The organism is Mitsuaria sp. GD03876, assembly GCF_029840635.1.
Taxonomy (GTDB): Bacteria; Pseudomonadota; Gammaproteobacteria; order Burkholderiales; family Burkholderiaceae_C; genus Roseateles.
The window spans coordinates 36,582-52,654 of sequence record NZ_JAOCCU010000042.1; the positions used below are offsets into that span (position 1 = coordinate 36,582).

The 16,073-nt window shown below is 69.7% G+C and carries 13 protein-coding genes; 9 read left to right on the forward strand and 4 right to left on the reverse strand.

All coding sequences use genetic code 11. The features are described 5' to 3' along the window. The first annotated feature begins 52 nt into the window (after positions 1-52). The 8 genes from glmM to phoR all read left to right on the forward strand — a co-directional run bounded on the left by glmM (position 53) and on the right by phoR (position 8,655). Positions 53-1,387: a phosphoglucosamine mutase gene (glmM, locus tag N5D62_RS22120; RefSeq protein WP_279760057.1), complete on the forward strand. Its 1,335-nt coding sequence runs from the start codon at positions 53-55 to the stop codon at positions 1,385-1,387. A gap of 477 nt (positions 1,388-1,864) precedes the next feature. Then, positions 1,865-2,851, forward strand: coding sequence for a phosphate ABC transporter substrate-binding protein PstS (pstS, locus tag N5D62_RS22125; RefSeq protein WP_279760067.1), 987 nt, complete (start codon positions 1,865-1,867; stop codon positions 2,849-2,851). 283 nt (positions 2,852-3,134) lie between these two features. Continuing rightward, complete coding sequence (gene pstC / locus N5D62_RS22130; RefSeq protein WP_279760068.1) at positions 3,135-4,046, forward strand: phosphate ABC transporter permease subunit PstC; 912 nt, start codon at positions 3,135-3,137, stop codon at positions 4,044-4,046. Continuing rightward, positions 4,043-4,903: a phosphate ABC transporter permease PstA gene (gene pstA / locus N5D62_RS22135; protein WP_279760058.1), complete on the forward strand. Its 861-nt coding sequence runs from the start codon at positions 4,043-4,045 to the stop codon at positions 4,901-4,903. The genes pstC and pstA overlap by 4 nt, the downstream gene beginning before the upstream one ends. Positions 4,904-4,971: 68 nt before the next feature. Then, complete coding sequence (pstB, locus tag N5D62_RS22140; RefSeq protein ID WP_067270340.1) at positions 4,972-5,757, forward strand: phosphate ABC transporter ATP-binding protein PstB; 786 nt, start codon at positions 4,972-4,974, stop codon at positions 5,755-5,757. Positions 5,758-5,776: 19 nt separating this feature from the next. Further along, positions 5,777-6,484, forward strand: a complete 708-nt coding sequence (phoU, locus tag N5D62_RS22145) for a phosphate signaling complex protein PhoU (RefSeq protein ID WP_279760059.1) — start codon at positions 5,777-5,779, stop codon at positions 6,482-6,484. 82 nt (positions 6,485-6,566) lie between these two features. Then, positions 6,567-7,268: a phosphate regulon transcriptional regulator PhoB gene (phoB, locus tag N5D62_RS22150; protein WP_088406639.1), complete on the forward strand. Its 702-nt coding sequence runs from the start codon at positions 6,567-6,569 to the stop codon at positions 7,266-7,268. A 7-nt stretch (positions 7,269-7,275) separates the two neighbouring features. Then, on the forward strand, positions 7,276-8,655 hold the full coding sequence (gene phoR / locus N5D62_RS22155) for a phosphate regulon sensor histidine kinase PhoR (protein WP_279760060.1): 1,380 nt from the start codon (positions 7,276-7,278) through the stop codon (positions 8,653-8,655). Positions 8,656-8,670: 15 nt separating this feature from the next. Here phoR and N5D62_RS22160 read toward each other — a convergent pair whose 3' ends face one another. From N5D62_RS22160 to trxA, 4 genes are all read right to left on the reverse strand, one after another. Beyond that, entirely contained in the window at positions 8,671-10,320 is a 1,650-nt protein-coding gene (locus N5D62_RS22160; protein ID WP_279760061.1) for a hypothetical protein, read from the reverse strand. A gap of 163 nt (positions 10,321-10,483) precedes the next feature. Next, positions 10,484-10,747, reverse strand: a complete 264-nt coding sequence (locus tag N5D62_RS22165) for a type B 50S ribosomal protein L31 (protein ID WP_088406645.1) — start codon at positions 10,745-10,747, stop codon at positions 10,484-10,486. 223 nt (positions 10,748-10,970) lie between these two features. After that, positions 10,971-12,233, reverse strand: coding sequence for a transcription termination factor Rho (rho, locus tag N5D62_RS22170; RefSeq protein ID WP_279760062.1), 1,263 nt, complete (start codon positions 12,231-12,233; stop codon positions 10,971-10,973). A gap of 238 nt (positions 12,234-12,471) precedes the next feature. Next, positions 12,472-12,801 (reverse strand): thioredoxin TrxA, encoded by a 330-nt coding sequence (gene trxA / locus N5D62_RS22175; protein ID WP_279760063.1) that lies wholly within the window; start codon positions 12,799-12,801, stop codon positions 12,472-12,474. 238 nt (positions 12,802-13,039) lie between these two features. Between trxA and N5D62_RS22180 the strand changes: the two genes are divergently transcribed. After that, positions 13,040-16,006, forward strand: coding sequence for a PD-(D/E)XK nuclease family protein (locus N5D62_RS22180; protein ID WP_279760064.1), 2,967 nt, complete (start codon positions 13,040-13,042; stop codon positions 16,004-16,006). Positions 16,007-16,073: the final 67 nt, after the last annotated feature.

The following is a 16,073-nucleotide window of genomic DNA, read 5'->3' on the forward strand; positions in this document are numbered from 1 at the left end:
ATCGGCGACAATCCGCGGATTGAAGATTGAGAAGTCGCAGGAGGTCGCCTCAATGAGCCGGAAGTATTTCGGGACCGACGGAATCCGCGGGACCGTGGGCCGCACGCCCATCACGCCCGATTTCATGTTGCGCCTCGGGCACGCCGTCGGGCGCGTGCTCAAGCGCAGCTACGCCAAGCCCAGCGTCCTCATCGGCAAGGACACCCGCATCTCCGGCTACATGCTCGAATCGGCGCTCGAGGCCGGTTTCGCCTCGGCCGGCGTCAACGTGCTGCTGACCGGTCCGCTGCCGACGCCGGGCGTCGCCTACCTGACCCGCGCGCTGCGCCAGCATCTGGGCGTGGTGATCTCGGCGTCGCACAACCCGTTCGCCGACAACGGCATCAAGTTCTTCTCGTCCAAGGGCGAGAAGCTGCCGGACGCCTGGGAACTGGACGTCGAGGCCGTCCTGGAAGAGCCGCCCGTGTGGGTGGACTCGGCGAGCCTGGGCCGCGCGCGCCGCCTGGACGACGCCCAGGGGCGCTACATCGAGTTCTGCAAGGCCAGCTTCAGCGGGGACCTGAGCCTGCGCGGCATGAAGCTCGTGGTGGACGCCGCCAACGGCGCGGCCTACCAGGTGGCGCCGTCGGTGTTCCATGAACTGGGCGCCGAGGTCATCACCATCGGCAACAAGCCCGACGGCTTCAACATCAACGACAAGGTCGGCGCGACCTCGCCCGACGCGATCGTCGCCGCGGTGCGGGAGCACCAGGCGGACTACGGCATCGCGCTCGACGGCGACGCCGACCGGCTGCAGATGGTCGACGCCGACGGCCGCCTCTACAACGGCGACGAGCTGCTGTACGTGATGGTCGCCGACCGCCTGGCGCGCGGCGAACGCGTGGCCGGCGCCGTCGGCACGCTGATGACCAACATGGCGGTGGAGCTGGCGCTGCGCCAGCGGGACGTCGAGTTCGTCCGCGCCAAGGTCGGGGACCGCTACGTCCTCGAGGAACTGGCCGCCCGCGGCTGGCAGCTGGGCGGGGAGGGCTCCGGCCACCTGCTGGCGCTGGACCGCCACACGACCGGCGACGGCATCGTCAGCAGCCTGCTGGTGCTCGAGGCCGTCTGCCGCAGCGGCCGCCGCCTGGCCGACCTGCTGGACGGCGTGTCCCTGTTCCCGCAGACGCTGATCAACGTCCGCCTGCAGGCGGACCAGCAGGACTGGAAGAGCAACCCGGCGCTCGCGCGGACCGAGGCCGAGGTCATGGCCGAGCTCGGCGACCGCGGCCGCGTGCTGATCCGCAAGTCCGGCACCGAGCCGCTGCTGCGCGTCATGGTGGAAGCCAGCGACGCCGGCCTGGCGCAGCGCTGCGCCGAGCGCCTGGCCGACGCCATCCGCGGCTGAGCCTCCCGCCTCCTGGGCCGCCCTCCGCTTCGCGCGGACCGGCTCGCCCCTGATTCCTCCCGGACCAAAAGAATGGCCGCCGTCGCGCAAGCGTCGGCGGCCGAATTGCATTGGTCGCGGCCGCGTCGAGCGCGGCTCTTCGGGGGCTGATTGGGAAGCTGATCCTTTCGAACCATGCGCACCGCCGTGGTGCGTCATCGTCGCTGAAAGGGTTTTCCCGCACGTCCGGCAGGCTAGGCACCGATGATGACAACGGGGTGAATCGAATATGACAATGGTCGCCGACCCCCGCGCCAAGCCCCGTTTCTCCTCTGGGGCGCTGTGCGTAACGACATTTTTCCGCTTCCGGCCGATGGTCACGGATGTGTCACATTGGGGTCATAGCATCCGCTCCGTTCGCCAACCAACCCCTAGCGATAGGACTGAATGACCATGAATCAACTGCGTGCTGGCCTGCTGTTCGCCGCTTGCGCCGCGATGTTCTCCGCGGCCCATGCTCAGGAGGTGACCGGTGCGGGTGCCTCGTTCCCGGCACCCGTGTACGCCAAGTGGGCCGATGCCTACAACAAGGCCACCGGCGTTCGCATCAACTACCAGTCGGTCGGTTCCGGCGCCGGCATCAAGCAGATCCAGGCCAAGACCGTCGACTTCGGCGCGTCCGACGCCCCCCTGAAGGACGACCAGCTGGCCAAGGACGGCCTGGTCCAGTTCCCGACCGTGATCGGCGGCGTCGTGCCCGTGATCAACGTCAAGGGCGTGAACGCCGGCCAGCTGAAGCTGGACGGCAAGGTCCTGGGCGACATCTACCTGGGCAAGGTCACGAAGTGGAACGACCCCGCCATCGCCGCCCTGAACCCGGGCGTCGCGCTGCCGGACGCCGCGATCGCCGTGGTCCGCCGCGCCGACGGTTCGGGCACCAGCTTCCTGTTCACGAACTACCTGTCCAAGGTCAACGCCGAGTGGAAGGAAAAGGTCGGTGAAGGCACGGCGGTGAACTGGCCCACCGGCGCGGGCGGCAAGGGCAACGAAGGCGTGTCCGCCTTCGTGACGCGTCTGCCGAACTCGATCGGCTACGTCGAATACGCCTACGCCAAGCAGAACAAGATGACCTACGTGCTGATGAAGAACGCCTCCGGCGCCTTCGTCAGCCCGAGCGACGACGCCTTCAAGGCCGCCGCCGCCGGTGCCAAGTGGGATCAATCGTTCTACCAGGTGCTGACCGAGCAGGCCGGCAAGGACAGCTGGCCCATCACCGGCGCGACCTTCATCCTGATGCACGTCGCCCAGGACAAGCCCGCCCAGGCCGCCGCCGCCCTGAAGTTCTTCGACTGGGCCTACACCCAGGGCGACAAGGTCGCCGACGAGCTGGACTACGTGCCGCTGCCCGCCAGCGTCAAGGACCTGGTCCGCAAGCAGTGGGCCGGTGTCAAGGACAGCGCCGGCAAGGCTGTCAGCTACAAGTGATCGTCGCCTGACGAGCACGGCCCGGTGACCGCGTCGCGGTCCCCGGGCTTTCGCACAAGACCGCAGGCGTGGGCACGAACCGCGCCGCGACACAGACGTCGTGCAGGACGCGTCGACCGACCGGAGGAGGCGGGCGGCGCGCCGAGATTCCAAACACTCCAGCGGAGGCCCCGTGGCCGCAATACTTCCAGCCAATTCCATTGACCGAGACCGCGGCGAGGAGCGCGCCAAGCCGGACGGCCGTCCGCCGCAGCGCCGCCGCGTCGCGCCCTGGGCCGACACGGTGTTCTCGGTGCTGACGCACGGTGCGGCGTGGCTGACGCTGGCGCTGCTGGCCGGCATCATCGGCTCGCTGCTCATCGGCGCCGCGCCGGCCATCAAGCAGTTCGGCCTGAACTTCCTGGTCACCGCGGACTGGGATCCGGTGCAGGAGAAGTTCGGCGGGCTGGTGATGATCTACGGCACGTTGATGACCTCGCTCATCGCGCTGCTGATCGCCGTGCCGGTGAGCTTCGGCATCGCGCTGTTCCTGACGGAACTCTCCCCGGGCTGGCTGCGCCGCCCGCTGGGCATCGCCATCGAGCTGCTGGCCGCGGTGCCCTCGATCGTCTACGGCATGTGGGGCCTGCTGATCTTCGGCCCGATCCTGGCGACCTACGTGCAGCAGCCGCTGCAGTCGCTGCTGGGCGGCGTGCCCTACCTGGGCGCGCTGGTGTCCGGTCCCCCGGTGGGCATCGGCATCCTGTCGGCCGGCATCATCCTGGCGATCATGATCATCCCGTTCATCGCCTCGGTGATGCGCGACGTGTTCGAGGTCACGCCCGCGATGCTCAAGGAGTCGGCCTACGGCCTGGGCTCCACGACCTGGGAAGTGGTCTGGAAGGTCGTCCTGCCGTACACCAAGACCGGCGTGGTCGGCGGCATCATGCTGGGCCTGGGCCGCGCGCTGGGCGAGACGATGGCCGTCACCTTCGTGATCGGCAACATGAACCAGCTGAATTCGCTGTCGGTCTTCGAGGCCGCCAACAGCATCACCTCGGCGCTGGCCAACGAGTTCGCCGAAGCCGGCGCCGGCCTGCACCAGGCCTCGCTGATCTACCTGGGCCTGGTCCTGTTCTTCATCACCTTCGTGGTGCTGGCGTGCTCCAAGGTCCTGCTCAACAAGCTCAAGAAGAACGAGGGAGCCCGCTCATGAGCGCCACCAATGCCAAGCGCCTGGCGATGTACAACAAGCGCCGGCGTGTCAACACCATCGCCCTGACGCTGTCGCTGGGCGCGATGGGCTTCGGCCTGGTCTGGCTGATCTGGATCCTGCTGGAGACGCTGGTCCAGGGCATCGGCGGCCTGACGATCGCGACCTTCACCCAGATGACGCCCGCGCCGATGTCCGAGGACGGCGGCCTGGCCAACGCGATCTACGGCTCGCTGGTGATGGTCGGCCTGGCGACCTGCCTGGGGACCCCGATCGGCGTGCTGGCCGGCGTCTACCTGGCCGAGTACGGCCAGAAGACCTGGCTCGGCGCCGTGGTCCGCTTCATCAACGACATCCTGCTGTCGGCGCCGTCGATCGTGGTCGGGCTGTTCATCTACACGGTGGTGGTCACGCGGATGAAGTCGTTCTCGGCGCTGGCCGGCATCCTGGCGCTGGCGCTGATCGTGATCCCGGTGGTGATCCGCACCACCGAGAACATGCTGAGCCTGATCCCCAACGCGCTGCGCGAAGCCGCCTACGCGCTGGGCACGCCGAAGTGGAAGGTCATCATGACCGTCACGCTGAAGTCGGCCCGCGCCGGCGTGATCACCGGCGTGCTGCTGGCCCTGGCCCGCATCTCCGGCGAGACCGCGCCGCTGCTCTTCACCGCGCTGTCCAACCAGTTCTGGACCAGCTCGCTGGGCAGCCCGATGGCCAGCCTGCCGGTGACGATCTTCAAGTTCGCGATGAGCCCCTACGAGAACTGGCAGAAGCTCGCCTGGGCCGGTGTCTTCATCATCACGATCGGCGTGCTGGTGCTGAACATCCTGGCGCGCGTGCTGTTCAAGGAAAAGCATTGACCGGTTGACCGCCGCGGCCCGGCGGGCCGCGGCTACCGATCCACGAATCCAACGAATCGAGAAACAACATGGACGTCAAAGTCGACATGCCGGTGACCGAGAAGGCGAAGCTCTCGGTGAAGAACCTGAACTTCTACTACGGCAGCTTCCACGCGCTGAAGAACATCAACCTGGACATCCCCGAGAACAAGGTGACCGCGTTCATCGGTCCCTCGGGCTGCGGCAAGTCCACGCTGCTGCGCACGCTGAACCGCATGTTCCAGCTCTATCCGGAACAGCGCGCCGAAGGCCAGATCCTGCTGGACGGCGAGGACATCCTCACCAGCAAGGAAGACGTCTCGCTGATCCGCGCCAAGGTCGGCATGGTGTTCCAGAAGCCGACGCCGTTCCCGATGTCGATCTACGACAACATCGCCTTCGGCGTGCGCCTGTTCGAGACGCTGTCGCGCGTCGAGATGGACGAGCGCGTGGAATGGGCGCTGAAGAAGGCCGCGCTGTGGAACGAGGTCAAGGACAAGCTCAACCAGAGCGGTTCGGGCCTGTCCGGCGGCCAGCAGCAGCGCCTGTGCATCGCGCGCGGCATCGCGATCAAGCCCGAGGTCCTGCTGCTGGACGAGCCGTGCTCCGCGCTGGACCCGATCTCCACCGGCAAGATCGAGGAACTGATCCACGAGCTCAAGCATGACTACACGGTCGCGATCGTGACCCACAACATGCAGCAGGCCGCGCGCTGCTCGGACTACACCGCCTACATGTACCTGGGCGACCTGATCGAATTCGGACCGACCGCGGAGCTCTTCATGAAGCCCAAGCGCAAGGACACCGAGGACTACATCACCGGTCGTTTCGGCTGATCACAGGGGAGCACACACCATGACCGACAAGCATCTTTCCACCCAATTCGACGCTGAGCTCAGCGGCATCTCCACCCGCGTGCTCGAGATGGGCGGGCTGGTGGAGTCGCAGGTGGCGCAGGCCGTCGAGGCGCTGGGCACCTTCAGCGGCGACATCGCCAGCCACGTGCTCAAGCAGGAGGAGATCGTCAACACGATGGAGGTCGAGATCGACCGCGACCTGTCGACGATCATCGCCCGCCGCCAGCCCACCGCCCGCGACCTGCGCCTGCTGATCGCCGTGTCCAAGACGATCGCCAACCTCGAGCGCGTCGGCGACGAGGCCGCGCGCATCGCCCGCACCGTGCAGCGCCTGATCAACACCGGCGTGTCGAGCCGGCTGCGCCTGCCGATGTCGGACCTGTCGTACGAGGCCGAGCTGGCCACGGCGCAGCTGCGCAAGGCGCTGGACGCGTTCGCGCGCCTGGACGTGGACCGCGCGCTGGAAGTGCTCAAGGCCGACGACCAGATCGACAAGGAGTTCGACGGCCTGATGCGCAAGCTCATCACCTACATGATGGAAGACCCGCGCACGATCTCGTCGTCGATCGACCTGGTGTTCGTCGCCAAGGCGATCGAGCGCGTGGGCGACCATGCCAAGAACCTGGCCGAAGTGATCATCTACGTGGTCAAGGGCACCGACGTCCGCCACAACTCGCCCGACGCCGTCGAGCACATGGTGCGCTGAGCACCGTCGTCATGCACCCCGCCGGCCCGGCCCCGACCGGGGCGTCCGGACCGGCGGGACCGAACAAGAGGAGTTACCCCGCATGAGCCGCATCCTGGTAGTCGAGGACGAATCCGCGATCGCCGAACTGATCTCCATCAACCTGCGCCACGCCGGCTACGAAGTGACGCTGGCCGGCAATGCCGAACAGGCGCAGCTGGAAGTGGATCGCGTGTTGCCCGATCTGGTCGTGCTCGACTGGATGCTGCCGGGCCAGACCGGCCTGGCGCTGGCGCGCCAGTGGCGCGGCGCCGCCCGCACCCGCGAGCTGCCGATCATCCTGCTGACCGCGCGCGCGGAAGAGGTCGACAAGGTCTCCGGCCTGGACGCCGGCGCCGACGACTACCTGACCAAGCCGTTCTCCACCAACGAGCTGCTGGCGCGCATCCGCGCGGTGCTGCGCCGCAAGGCGCCCGAGGCGCTGGACACGGCGGTCGAGGTCGGCGGCCTGGTGCTCGATCCGGGCACGCGCCGCGTCAGCCGCGAAGGCGTCGAGGTCAAGCTCGGCCCGACCGAGTTCCGCCTGCTGCACTTCTTCATGACGCACCCGGAGCGCGTGCACAGCCGCTCGCAGCTGCTGGACCGCGTCTGGGGCGACCACGTGTTCATCGAGGAACGCACCGTCGACGTCCATGTCAAGCGGCTGCGCGAGGCGCTCGAGAAGGTGAGCTGCGCGCGGATGATCGAAACGGTGCGTGGCGCCGGTTACCGGCTGACCCAGCAAAGCAGCGCCCTGTCGGCCTGAGTTCGACATGGCGTGGATGTTGTCGCGGGTGCTGATGCTGGTGCTGGGCACCGGCGTCGCCGGCGCCCTGGGGTACTGGCTGGGAGAGTGGCTGCGGATGCCGCAGCTGGCGGCGGCCCTGGCCGCCGGCCTGGCCGTCGTGATGATGGCCGTCTGGGACGCGACGCGGGCCCACCGGCTGGTGGTCTGGCTGCGCGGCGACCAGGATGACGACGCGCCGCGCGTCGCCGGCCTCTGGGGCGAGATGGCCTACCGCGTCGAGCGCGGCCTGCGCGACCGCGAGCGCCGCTACGAGCGCGAGCGCCAGCAGCTCGAGCAGTTCCTGCTCGCGATCGAGGCCTCGCCCAACGGCGTGATCCTGCTCGACGGCCAGGACCACATCCAGTGGTGCAACGTCGTCGCCGGGGATCATTTCTCGCTGGACCCGCAGCGCGACAAGCTGCAGCGGATCACCAACCTGGTCCGTTATCCGGCTTTCGTGTCCTACCTGCAGAACGGCAACTTCCAGCAGCCGCTGACGCTGACCAACACCCGCGCGAAATCGACGCTGCAGGTGCTGGTGCGGGACTACGGCGTCGCCGGGGAGTCGCGCAAGCTGGTGCTGTCGTTGGACGTCACCGACCGCGAACGCAACGAGGCGATGCGGCGCGACTTCGTCGCCAACGTCTCGCATGAGATCCGCACGCCGCTGACGGTGCTGGCCGGCTTCATCGAGACGATGGCCAGCCTGCAGCTGACCGAGGCCGAGCGCAAGCGCGTGCTGCACCTGATGCAGCAGCAGACGACGCGGATGCAGACGCTGGTCGGCGACCTGCTGACGCTGGCGCAGCTCGAGGGCAGCCCGCGTCCGGCGGCCGATCACTGGATCGCGCTGGACCCGCTGCTGACGCGCGTCGCGGCCGATGCGCAGGCGCTGTCCAACGGGCGGCACGAGCTGGTCTGCGAGCGCCAGACCGGCGTCGAGCTGGCCGGCATCGAGACCGAGGTGCTGAGCTCGATCGCCAACCTGATGAGCAACGCGGTGCGCTACACGCCGGAGGGTGGCCGCATCGAGCTGCAATGGCGCTGGCTGCCGGATCACTCGGCCGAGATCTCGGTGATCGACAACGGCCCCGGCATCGCCCGCGAGCATTTGCCGCGGCTGACCGAACGCTTCTATCGCGTCGACGGCAGCCGCTCGCGCGACACCGGCGGGACGGGCCTGGGGCTGTCCATCGTCAAGCACGTGGTGCAGCGCCATGGCGGCGAGCTGCGCATCGAGAGCGAGCCCGGGAAGGGCTCCAAGTTCAGGCTGCAATTCCCGGCGGCGCGCATCCGGCTGGCCGACTCGCCCGCGATGGGCGACGAGGCGGCGCCCGCGGCGCTGGCGGGCGGCGACGACCTCTGATCGTCGCGGTCCTGCTCAGCGGTCCTTCTGCATGACCAGGTAGGTGCCGAAGCGGTCCGTCGGGCGACGGACCACGCCGAGCACCCGCCAGCCGGCGCGCGGCATCGGCGTGCTTTCCGCCTGCACCGAGATCGCCACCGAACAGGCGGTGCGGTCCAGGTTCTGCGTCGCGTCGACGCGCCAGCGGCCTTGGAACTCCAGCGCGGCCAGCGCGTGCGTCGGCAGGCCCGGCGCGGCGATGCAGTCCACGCCCGCCGGCAGGTGCGCCGCGATGCGGTCGACCAGCGGCTTGTTGCTGCGCGCGTAGTTCAGCGGATGCAGGCCCAGCGTCATCGCCAGCAACCAGGCCAGCGCGACGCCGCCCGCCGGCAACGCCAGGCTCTTCCAGATCGCATGGCGATGGCGCGCGGTGCGCCAGCGCACCAGCCACAGCCAGGCCAGCGTGCCCAGCAGGGCCAGCACGAAGGTCAGCAGGCCGAACTCGGGCTCGTAGCCCTGCGCCAGCTTGCGGACGTTGGCCAGCAGCTTCGCCGGCCAGCCGATCTGCAGCGCGGTGTAGTACAGCCACAGGAAGATCGCGCCGGCGGTGAAGAAGAACACCGAGAACCAGTCGAGCAGGGCGCTCGCGCTGCGCTGGAAGGTCGGCAGCGCGAAGCTCGCCAGCACCGCCAGCGGCGGCAGCGCCAGCAGCAGCGCGCGGTCGTCGGCGCCCATCAGCAGGCTGGTCAGCAGCGGCACCAGCGAGGCCAGCAGCGGCACCGAGATGTGCCGCCGCATCAGGTGCGAGCGCCAGCGCCACAGCGACCAGGCGGCCAGCGGCCAGGCCGGCCAGCAGAACCAGCCGGTCAGGCGCAACCAGTCGAGCACGCTGCGCTCGCTGGCCCGCACGCGCCAGGCCCAGCCGTGCATCGGCCAGGCGACCAGCGCGGCCAGCGCCATCGCGCCCAGGATCCAGGGCAGGAACTTGCGGGCGTCCTCGTAGGTCGAGCGGTGGCACAGCCACAGCGCCCCCACCGCCAGTGCCAGCGCGACGGCCGGGGCGCCGCTGGTGGCCAGGACGGGCAGGGCGGTGAGCATCGCCGCGCGCGCCTTCCCGGTGCGGAAAGGCAGCGCCGCGAGGCTGTAGACGAACAGCGTGATGCCCAGCAGCTGGAGGATTTCCGGCGTGATCTCATGGCCCAGGCGCAGCAGGCCGAGGCTGGCGATCAGCGCCAGCAGGCAGCCGTCGGCCATCGCGCGGGCGTAGTCGACCGCGTGGGCCTCGCCACCGAAGGCGAACGCGACCGGCTGGGCGGCTTCGGTGCGGGCCAGGTGCAGGCAGCTGTACCAGGCCAGCGCGAGCACCGCGGCCAGCATCAGCCCGAACGGGATCCGCGCGGCCACCGCCGGTTCGAGGAAGGGCAGCAGCTTCACGCCCAGCGCGCCGACCCAGTAGGGCAGCAGGCCGCCGTCCGCGGGCAGCCCGGCGATCGCGGGCTGCAGCCAGGGCGCATGGCCCTGCACGATGCTGGCGATGTAGCCGTAGGCGGTGAGGTCGGCATTGCGCCACGGGTCGCGGCCGAACAGGCCGGGCAGCACGTAGGCCGCGCACAGCAGCAGCAGCGCCAGGCGCGGGATCGGATGCGTGCTGCGCTCGGCCACGACGGCCGGGGTGGGCAGATTCATGCGCGTCTGTCTCGTTGTCGTTGTGGATGCCGGTGCGCATCATGCCGCAGCTTGGCGGCGGCCAGGACGAGTCGCCCGACCCGGCGCGGTAAAGAAAAAAGGCAGCCGATGGGGCTGCCTTTTTGTCGGGGACCGGACGCGGGGTCCGATCCGGAAGGGCTGCTTAGGCCTTCTTGCGCAGGTTCGCAAACTTGTTGCGGAACTTCTCGACGCGACCGCCCAGGCTGTCCACGCTCTTTTGCGTGCCGGTGTAGAACGGGTGCGATTCGCTGGAGGTTTCCAGCTTGACCAGCGGCAGCTCGCGGCCGTCGTCCAGCTTGATCGATTCCTTGGTGTGAACCGTCGAGCGGATCACGAACTGGGAACCGTTGGACTGGTCCAGGAAGACCACGTCACGGTAGTTGGGGTGAATGCCTTCTTTGGCCATCTTGAAATCCTCGCTGCGGTGCCGCCAGCCACACTGCCCCTTGCAGTGCACTTGTCGACAGCGGAAAAACGCGGAGTATAGCTGAAATGCAGGAAGCCGCCCAGGGGGCGGCTTCCTTTGAAGTCCAGAGAGGGGAGACGGGAGGCCCCAGCCGGTGCGCGCAGGACGCGCACCGTCCTTCGCCGGCGTCGGACAGGCCACTGGGCCTGTCCTCGGTCCGGGCTCAGCCGCCTCGCCGCATCATGTCGAAGAAGTCATGGTTGTTCTTCGAGGACTTCATCTTGTCGAGGATGAACTCCATCGCCTCGATCTCGTCCATCGGGTACAGCAGCTTGCGCAGGATCCAGGCCTTCTGGAGGATTTCCGGCTTGAGCAGCAGTTCCTCGCGGCGGGTGCCGGACTTGTTCAGCAGGATCGACGGGTAGACCCGCTTCTCGGCCATGCGGCGGTCCAGGTGGATCTCGCAGTTGCCGGTGCCCTTGAACTCTTCGTAGATCACCTCGTCCATCTTGGAGCCGGTGTCCACCAGCGCGGTGCCGATGATCGTCAGCGAGCCGCCTTCCTCGATGTTGCGCGCCGCGCCGAAGAAGCGCTTGGGGCGCTGCAGCGCGTTGGCGTCCACGCCGCCGGTCAGCACCTTGCCGGAGCTGGGCAGCACGTTGTTGTAGGCGCGGGCCAGGCGGGTGATCGAGTCCAGCAGGATGATCACGTCCTTCTTCAGCTCGACCAGGCGCTTGGCGCGCTCGATCACCATCTCGGCGACCTGCACGTGGCGCGCGGCCGGTTCGTCGAAGGTGGAGCTGATGACCTCGCCGCGCACGGTGCGCTGCATCTCGGTCACTTCTTCCGGGCGCTCGTCGACGAGCAGCACCATCAGGTGGGCGTCCGGGTAGTTGGCCGCGATCGAGTGCGCCAGGTGCTGCATCATCATCGTCTTGCCCGACTTGGGCGGGGCGACGAGCAGCGCGCGCTGGCCTTTGCCCAGCGGGGCGATCAGGTCGATGATCCGGCTGGTGATGTTGTCGTCGCCGCGGATGTCGCGCTCGAGCTTGAACTGCTCCTTCGGGAAGAGCGGCGTCAAGTTCTCGAACATGATCTTGTGCTTGGACTCCTCCGGCGTCAGGCCGTTGACGCGGTCCACCTTGACCAGCGCGAAGTAGCGCTCGCCGTCCTTGGGCACGCGCACCTCGCCCTCGACCATGTCGCCGGTGTGCAGGTTGAAGCGGCGGATCTGGCTGGGCGACAGGTAGATGTCGTCCGTGGAGGCCATGTAGCTGGCCTCGGGCGAGCGCAGGAAGCCGAAGCCGTCCGGCAGCACCTCGAGGACGCCGTCGCCGAAGACCTGCTCGCCGGCCTTGGCGCGCTTTTTCATGATCGCGAACATCAGCTCCTGCTTGCGCATGCGAGCGACGTTGTCGATCTCCAGCTCTTCGCCCATCTGGATCAGGGCGGAGACGTGAAGCGCCTTCAGTTCAGAAAGATGCATGGGGGGGTTGACCCGGTCTGTCGTCCAGGGCCTGCCAAGGCCAGGGACACAAACAACGGCGAGCCCAAGGGACGCGCGTGCCGCGTTGCTGCGGACTTGAGGAATGCGTGGAGACTTGGGCGCCGAGTCCACGCGCTCACCCGGAACGATCGACGGCGTCCTGCGACGCCGTCGGGCCCGGGCGGGCGTGTTGGCAAGTGGTCCGCCAGGACCGCTGAGGCCCCGGCGGATCGGATGATTATAGGTGGGCGTCCAGGAACGACGTCAACTGGGCCTTCGACAGGGCGCCGACCTTGGTGGCGGCGAGCTGGCCGTCCTTGAACAGCATCAGGGTCGGGATGCCGCGGATGCCGAACTTGGCCGGCACTTCGCGGTTGTCGTCGACGTTGAGCTTGGCGATCTGCAGGCGGTCGCCGTAGTCCTTGGCGACCTCGTCCAGGATCGGGGCGATCATCTTGCAGGGGCCGCACCACTCGGCCCAGTAGTCCACCAGCACGGGCTTGTCGGACTGGATGACGTCGCTGTCGAACGAGGCGTCGGAGATGTGTTTGATCTGTTCGCTGCTCATGGAGATGGTCCTTGCGTGATGTCCCTGCCGGGGCGAAGGCCTCGGTCGGGCGGCCGGAGGGGCGACAATGCGTCGCCGCGAGAGCCCAGGGCTGCAGGGAGCGATGATTCTCACACAAGCCCGGAAACCTCGGCCCGAGTAGGCGCTCGTCCGACATGATGGTGCGGACAGCGGATCTCAAGCCGTCCGCGCCCTCGTCGTCGCTATCGCCGCCATCAGCAAAATCTTCGACGCCGCCTTGCCGACTCTGCCGCCGCCCCCGCCATCGCCCTCGATCCCGCCCCAGGCGATCGCGCCGCCGGTCGACTTCCCGTTGTCGCCGGACCACGCCAGCGCCGCGATCTGGGACGGCGTCGCGCGCCGGGCCGCCGAGTGGCTGGAGGCACACGGCCTGGCGGCGCGGGATGCGGTGCTGCTGCTGCCGTTCGCGCAGCACCTGGCGCCGGCGCGGCGTGCATGGATGAAGCTGTCGCGCTGGCAGCCCCGGATCGAGACGACCCACAGCCTGGCTTCGGCGCTGGGCCCCAGCGCGCTGCCGCAGGCGCAGCAGCTGACCGGCGACGCCGCGATCGACGCGCTCGCGGCGCGCGCCTTGCTGCGCGGCCAGAGCTGGGCCCAGGCGCTGCGTGACGAGGACCCGCGCGCCCACGACGCGGCGGTGCTGCGCCTGGTCGAGGCGGCTCATGCGCTGGCGCGCGCGGCCGCGCTGCGCGATCCGGCGCGGCGCGCGGCGTTCTGGGACGACGGCCGCCAGGCGCTGGCCCAGCAGGGCGGCGTGGGCCAGCTGGAACGCGCCTTGCTCGCCGTGGCGCTCGAATGGGCGGCGTCGGATCCCCGCGCGCCGGCGACCGACGCGCTCTTCGCCTTGCGCCCGAGCGCCTGGTTGCACCTGCGCTGCGGCGGGCCCGATGCGCTCGCCGAGGCGCTGCTGGACAGCGCGGAAGCGGCCGGCATTCCCTGCCTGCGCCTGAACGCCGACTTGCCGCTGGACACCGCCTTCGACGGCGGCGCGCCGGTCGGACGGCTGGAGCAGGCCGTCTGCGATGACTTCGAGGACCTGGCGCAGTGCAGCGCGGCCTCGGTGCTGGACCACCTGCGGGAGGGCCGCGCGCCGGTCGCGCTGATCGCGCAGGACCGGGTGCTGCTGCGGCGCGTGCGCGCGCTGCTGGAGCGCCAGGGCCTGGGCATCCAGGACGAGACCGGCTGGACGCTGGCGACGACCGCGCCGGCGGCGCAGCTGATGGCGATGCTGCGCGCGGCGCGGCGCGACGCGACCGTCGACGACTGGCTCGCCTGGCTGAAGACGCCGCTGGCGGCGGCGCTGCGCGATCGCGGCGGCAGCGCGTCGGTGAGCGCGCTCGAGGGCCATTGCCGCAAGCGCGGCTGGTCCTCGCCGCAGGCCGTCCGCGTCGACCGGCTGCCGCCGGGCGGCGGGCGGTTGTGGGAAGCGGCGCGCGAGGCGTTGGTGCCGCTGCAGCAACGCGGCGCGCAGTCGCTGGAGGACTGGATCGCGGCGCTGTTGCAGACGCTGCAGCAGCTCGGCGCCGACGAGCAGCTCAAGCGCCAACTGGCGGGCGGGCCGCAGGTGCTGGAGGCGCTCTGGCTGAGCAAGACCCCGTGGCCGGGCTCCGGCCACGAGGCGGTGCTGCGCGAGGCCCAGCTGACCGCGGCCGAGTTCGTCGACTGGGTGTCGCAGACGCTGGAAGCCGGCGAATACAAGCCGCCGCTGGACGGCGGCCTGCAGATCATGATCACGCCGCTGGCGCGCACGATGCTCCGGCCCTTCGGCGCGGTCGTGCTGCCGGGCGCCGATGCCGCGACGCTGGGGCCGGTGCCGCCGGGGCCGGTGCTGATCGGCGACGCGCTGGCGCGCCAGCTCGGCCTGCCGACGGCTGAGGACAAGCGCCAGGCGCTGGCCTGGCAGTTCGCGCAGTTGCTGCGCGCGCCGGCCGTGACGCTGCTGCGCCGCGGCCACCTGGGCAGCGAGCCGCTGGCGGCCAGCCCGCTGGTGGAGCGGCTGGACCTGGCCTTGCAGGCCGTGGGACAGCGGCTGCCGCGGTGGCGCGACCCCCGGATCGAGGTCAGCCTGGACGCCGCCCACGCTGGTCGGGCCGCCGCGCGGGCCCAGGGGCGGCTGCCGTCGGCGCTGAGCGCCAGCGCGGTCGAGTCCCTGCGCCAGTGCCCGTACCAGTTCTTCGCCCGCGTGCTGCTGGGCCTGCGCGAGGCCAACGAGCTCGACGTGCAGGCCGACAAGCGCGACTACGGCACCTGGCTGCACGCGGTGCTGCACCAGTTCCACACCGAGCGCGCCGCCGGAACCGATCCGCACCTGGACGACGACACCCGGCTGCAGCGCGCGGCGCAGGACCAGATGCGGGAGCTCGGGCTGGCGCCGGCGGAGTTCCTGCCGTACTCGGCGAGCTTCGCGCGCTTCCGGCCGGCCTACCTCGGCTGGCTCGCGGAACGCGAGGCCGAGGGCCAGCGCTTCGAGCGCGGCGAGCTCGACCGCCGCGTGCGGCCCTGGGCCGAGGTCGAGCCGGTGCTCGGGGACCTCACGCTGCTGGGCCGCATCGACCGCCTGGACAGCGCCGCCGACGGGGCGCTCCTCATCGACTACAAGACCGGCAGCGTGAAGGGCCTCAAGGACAAGGTCGCCGATCCGCTGGAGGACACGCAGCTCGGCGTCTATGCCGTGCTCATGGGCGCCGGCCACGCCGCCCACGCCGCCCATGCCGGCCACGCCGGCCACACCGGCCACACCGGCCACACCGGCCACACCGGCCACGTCGCCCGCCGCAACGACACCGGGCCGGACGCCGATCCGGGGCCAGGACCGGGACTGGGACCGGGATCGGGACCCGGGCCTTGGCCGGGGGCGGAGGCGGAGGCGGAGGCGGGGCATGCGCAGGACGACTCTTTCCCCCTCTCCCGCACTGCGGGAGAGGGTCGGGGTGAGGGGCATTCGGGCTCTCCCGCCGCGCTCCGTGCCCAGTACCTGGCGCTCGACGACTCGAAGGGCATCGCCTCGATCGAGCACGACGACGTGGCCACCACCGCGGTGGTGATGCTGGACGGCCTGCGCCAGGACCTGATGGCGATGCGCGGCGGCGAGCCGCTGCCGGCGCTGGGCGAGGGCGTCGCCTGCGCCTACTGCGAGATGCGCGGCCTGTGCCGGCGCGACGACTGGGAAGGGGCTGCGCCGTGACCGCGCCGACGAACGACACGACGATCGCGGCGACCGCGGCGACCGCGGCGACCGCGGCGACCGCGAC

Excerpts from the sequence above, each read along its gene's own strand:
- rho (WP_279760062.1), bottom strand. The coding sequence starts at position 12,233 with ATGCATCTTTCTGAACTGAAGGCGCTTCACGTCTCCGCCCTGATCCAG.
- phoB (WP_088406639.1), top strand. The coding sequence starts at position 6,567 with ATGAGCCGCATCCTGGTAGTCGAGGACGAATCCGCGATCGCCGAACTG.
- trxA (WP_279760063.1), bottom strand. The coding sequence starts at position 12,801 with ATGAGCAGCGAACAGATCAAACACATCTCCGACGCCTCGTTCGACAGC.
- N5D62_RS22165 (WP_088406645.1), bottom strand. The coding sequence starts at position 10,747 with ATGGCCAAAGAAGGCATTCACCCCAACTACCGTGACGTGGTCTTCCTG.
- N5D62_RS22160 (WP_279760061.1), bottom strand. The coding sequence starts at position 10,320 with ATGAATCTGCCCACCCCGGCCGTCGTGGCCGAGCGCAGCACGCATCCG.
- pstB (WP_067270340.1), top strand. The coding sequence starts at position 4,972 with ATGGACGTCAAAGTCGACATGCCGGTGACCGAGAAGGCGAAGCTCTCG.
- phoU (WP_279760059.1), top strand. The coding sequence starts at position 5,777 with ATGACCGACAAGCATCTTTCCACCCAATTCGACGCTGAGCTCAGCGGC.
- phoR (WP_279760060.1), top strand. The coding sequence starts at position 7,276 with ATGGCGTGGATGTTGTCGCGGGTGCTGATGCTGGTGCTGGGCACCGGC.
- pstA (WP_279760058.1), top strand. The coding sequence starts at position 4,043 with ATGAGCGCCACCAATGCCAAGCGCCTGGCGATGTACAACAAGCGCCGG.
- pstS (WP_279760067.1), top strand. The coding sequence starts at position 1,865 with ATGTTCTCCGCGGCCCATGCTCAGGAGGTGACCGGTGCGGGTGCCTCG.
- glmM (WP_279760057.1), top strand. The coding sequence starts at position 53 with ATGAGCCGGAAGTATTTCGGGACCGACGGAATCCGCGGGACCGTGGGC.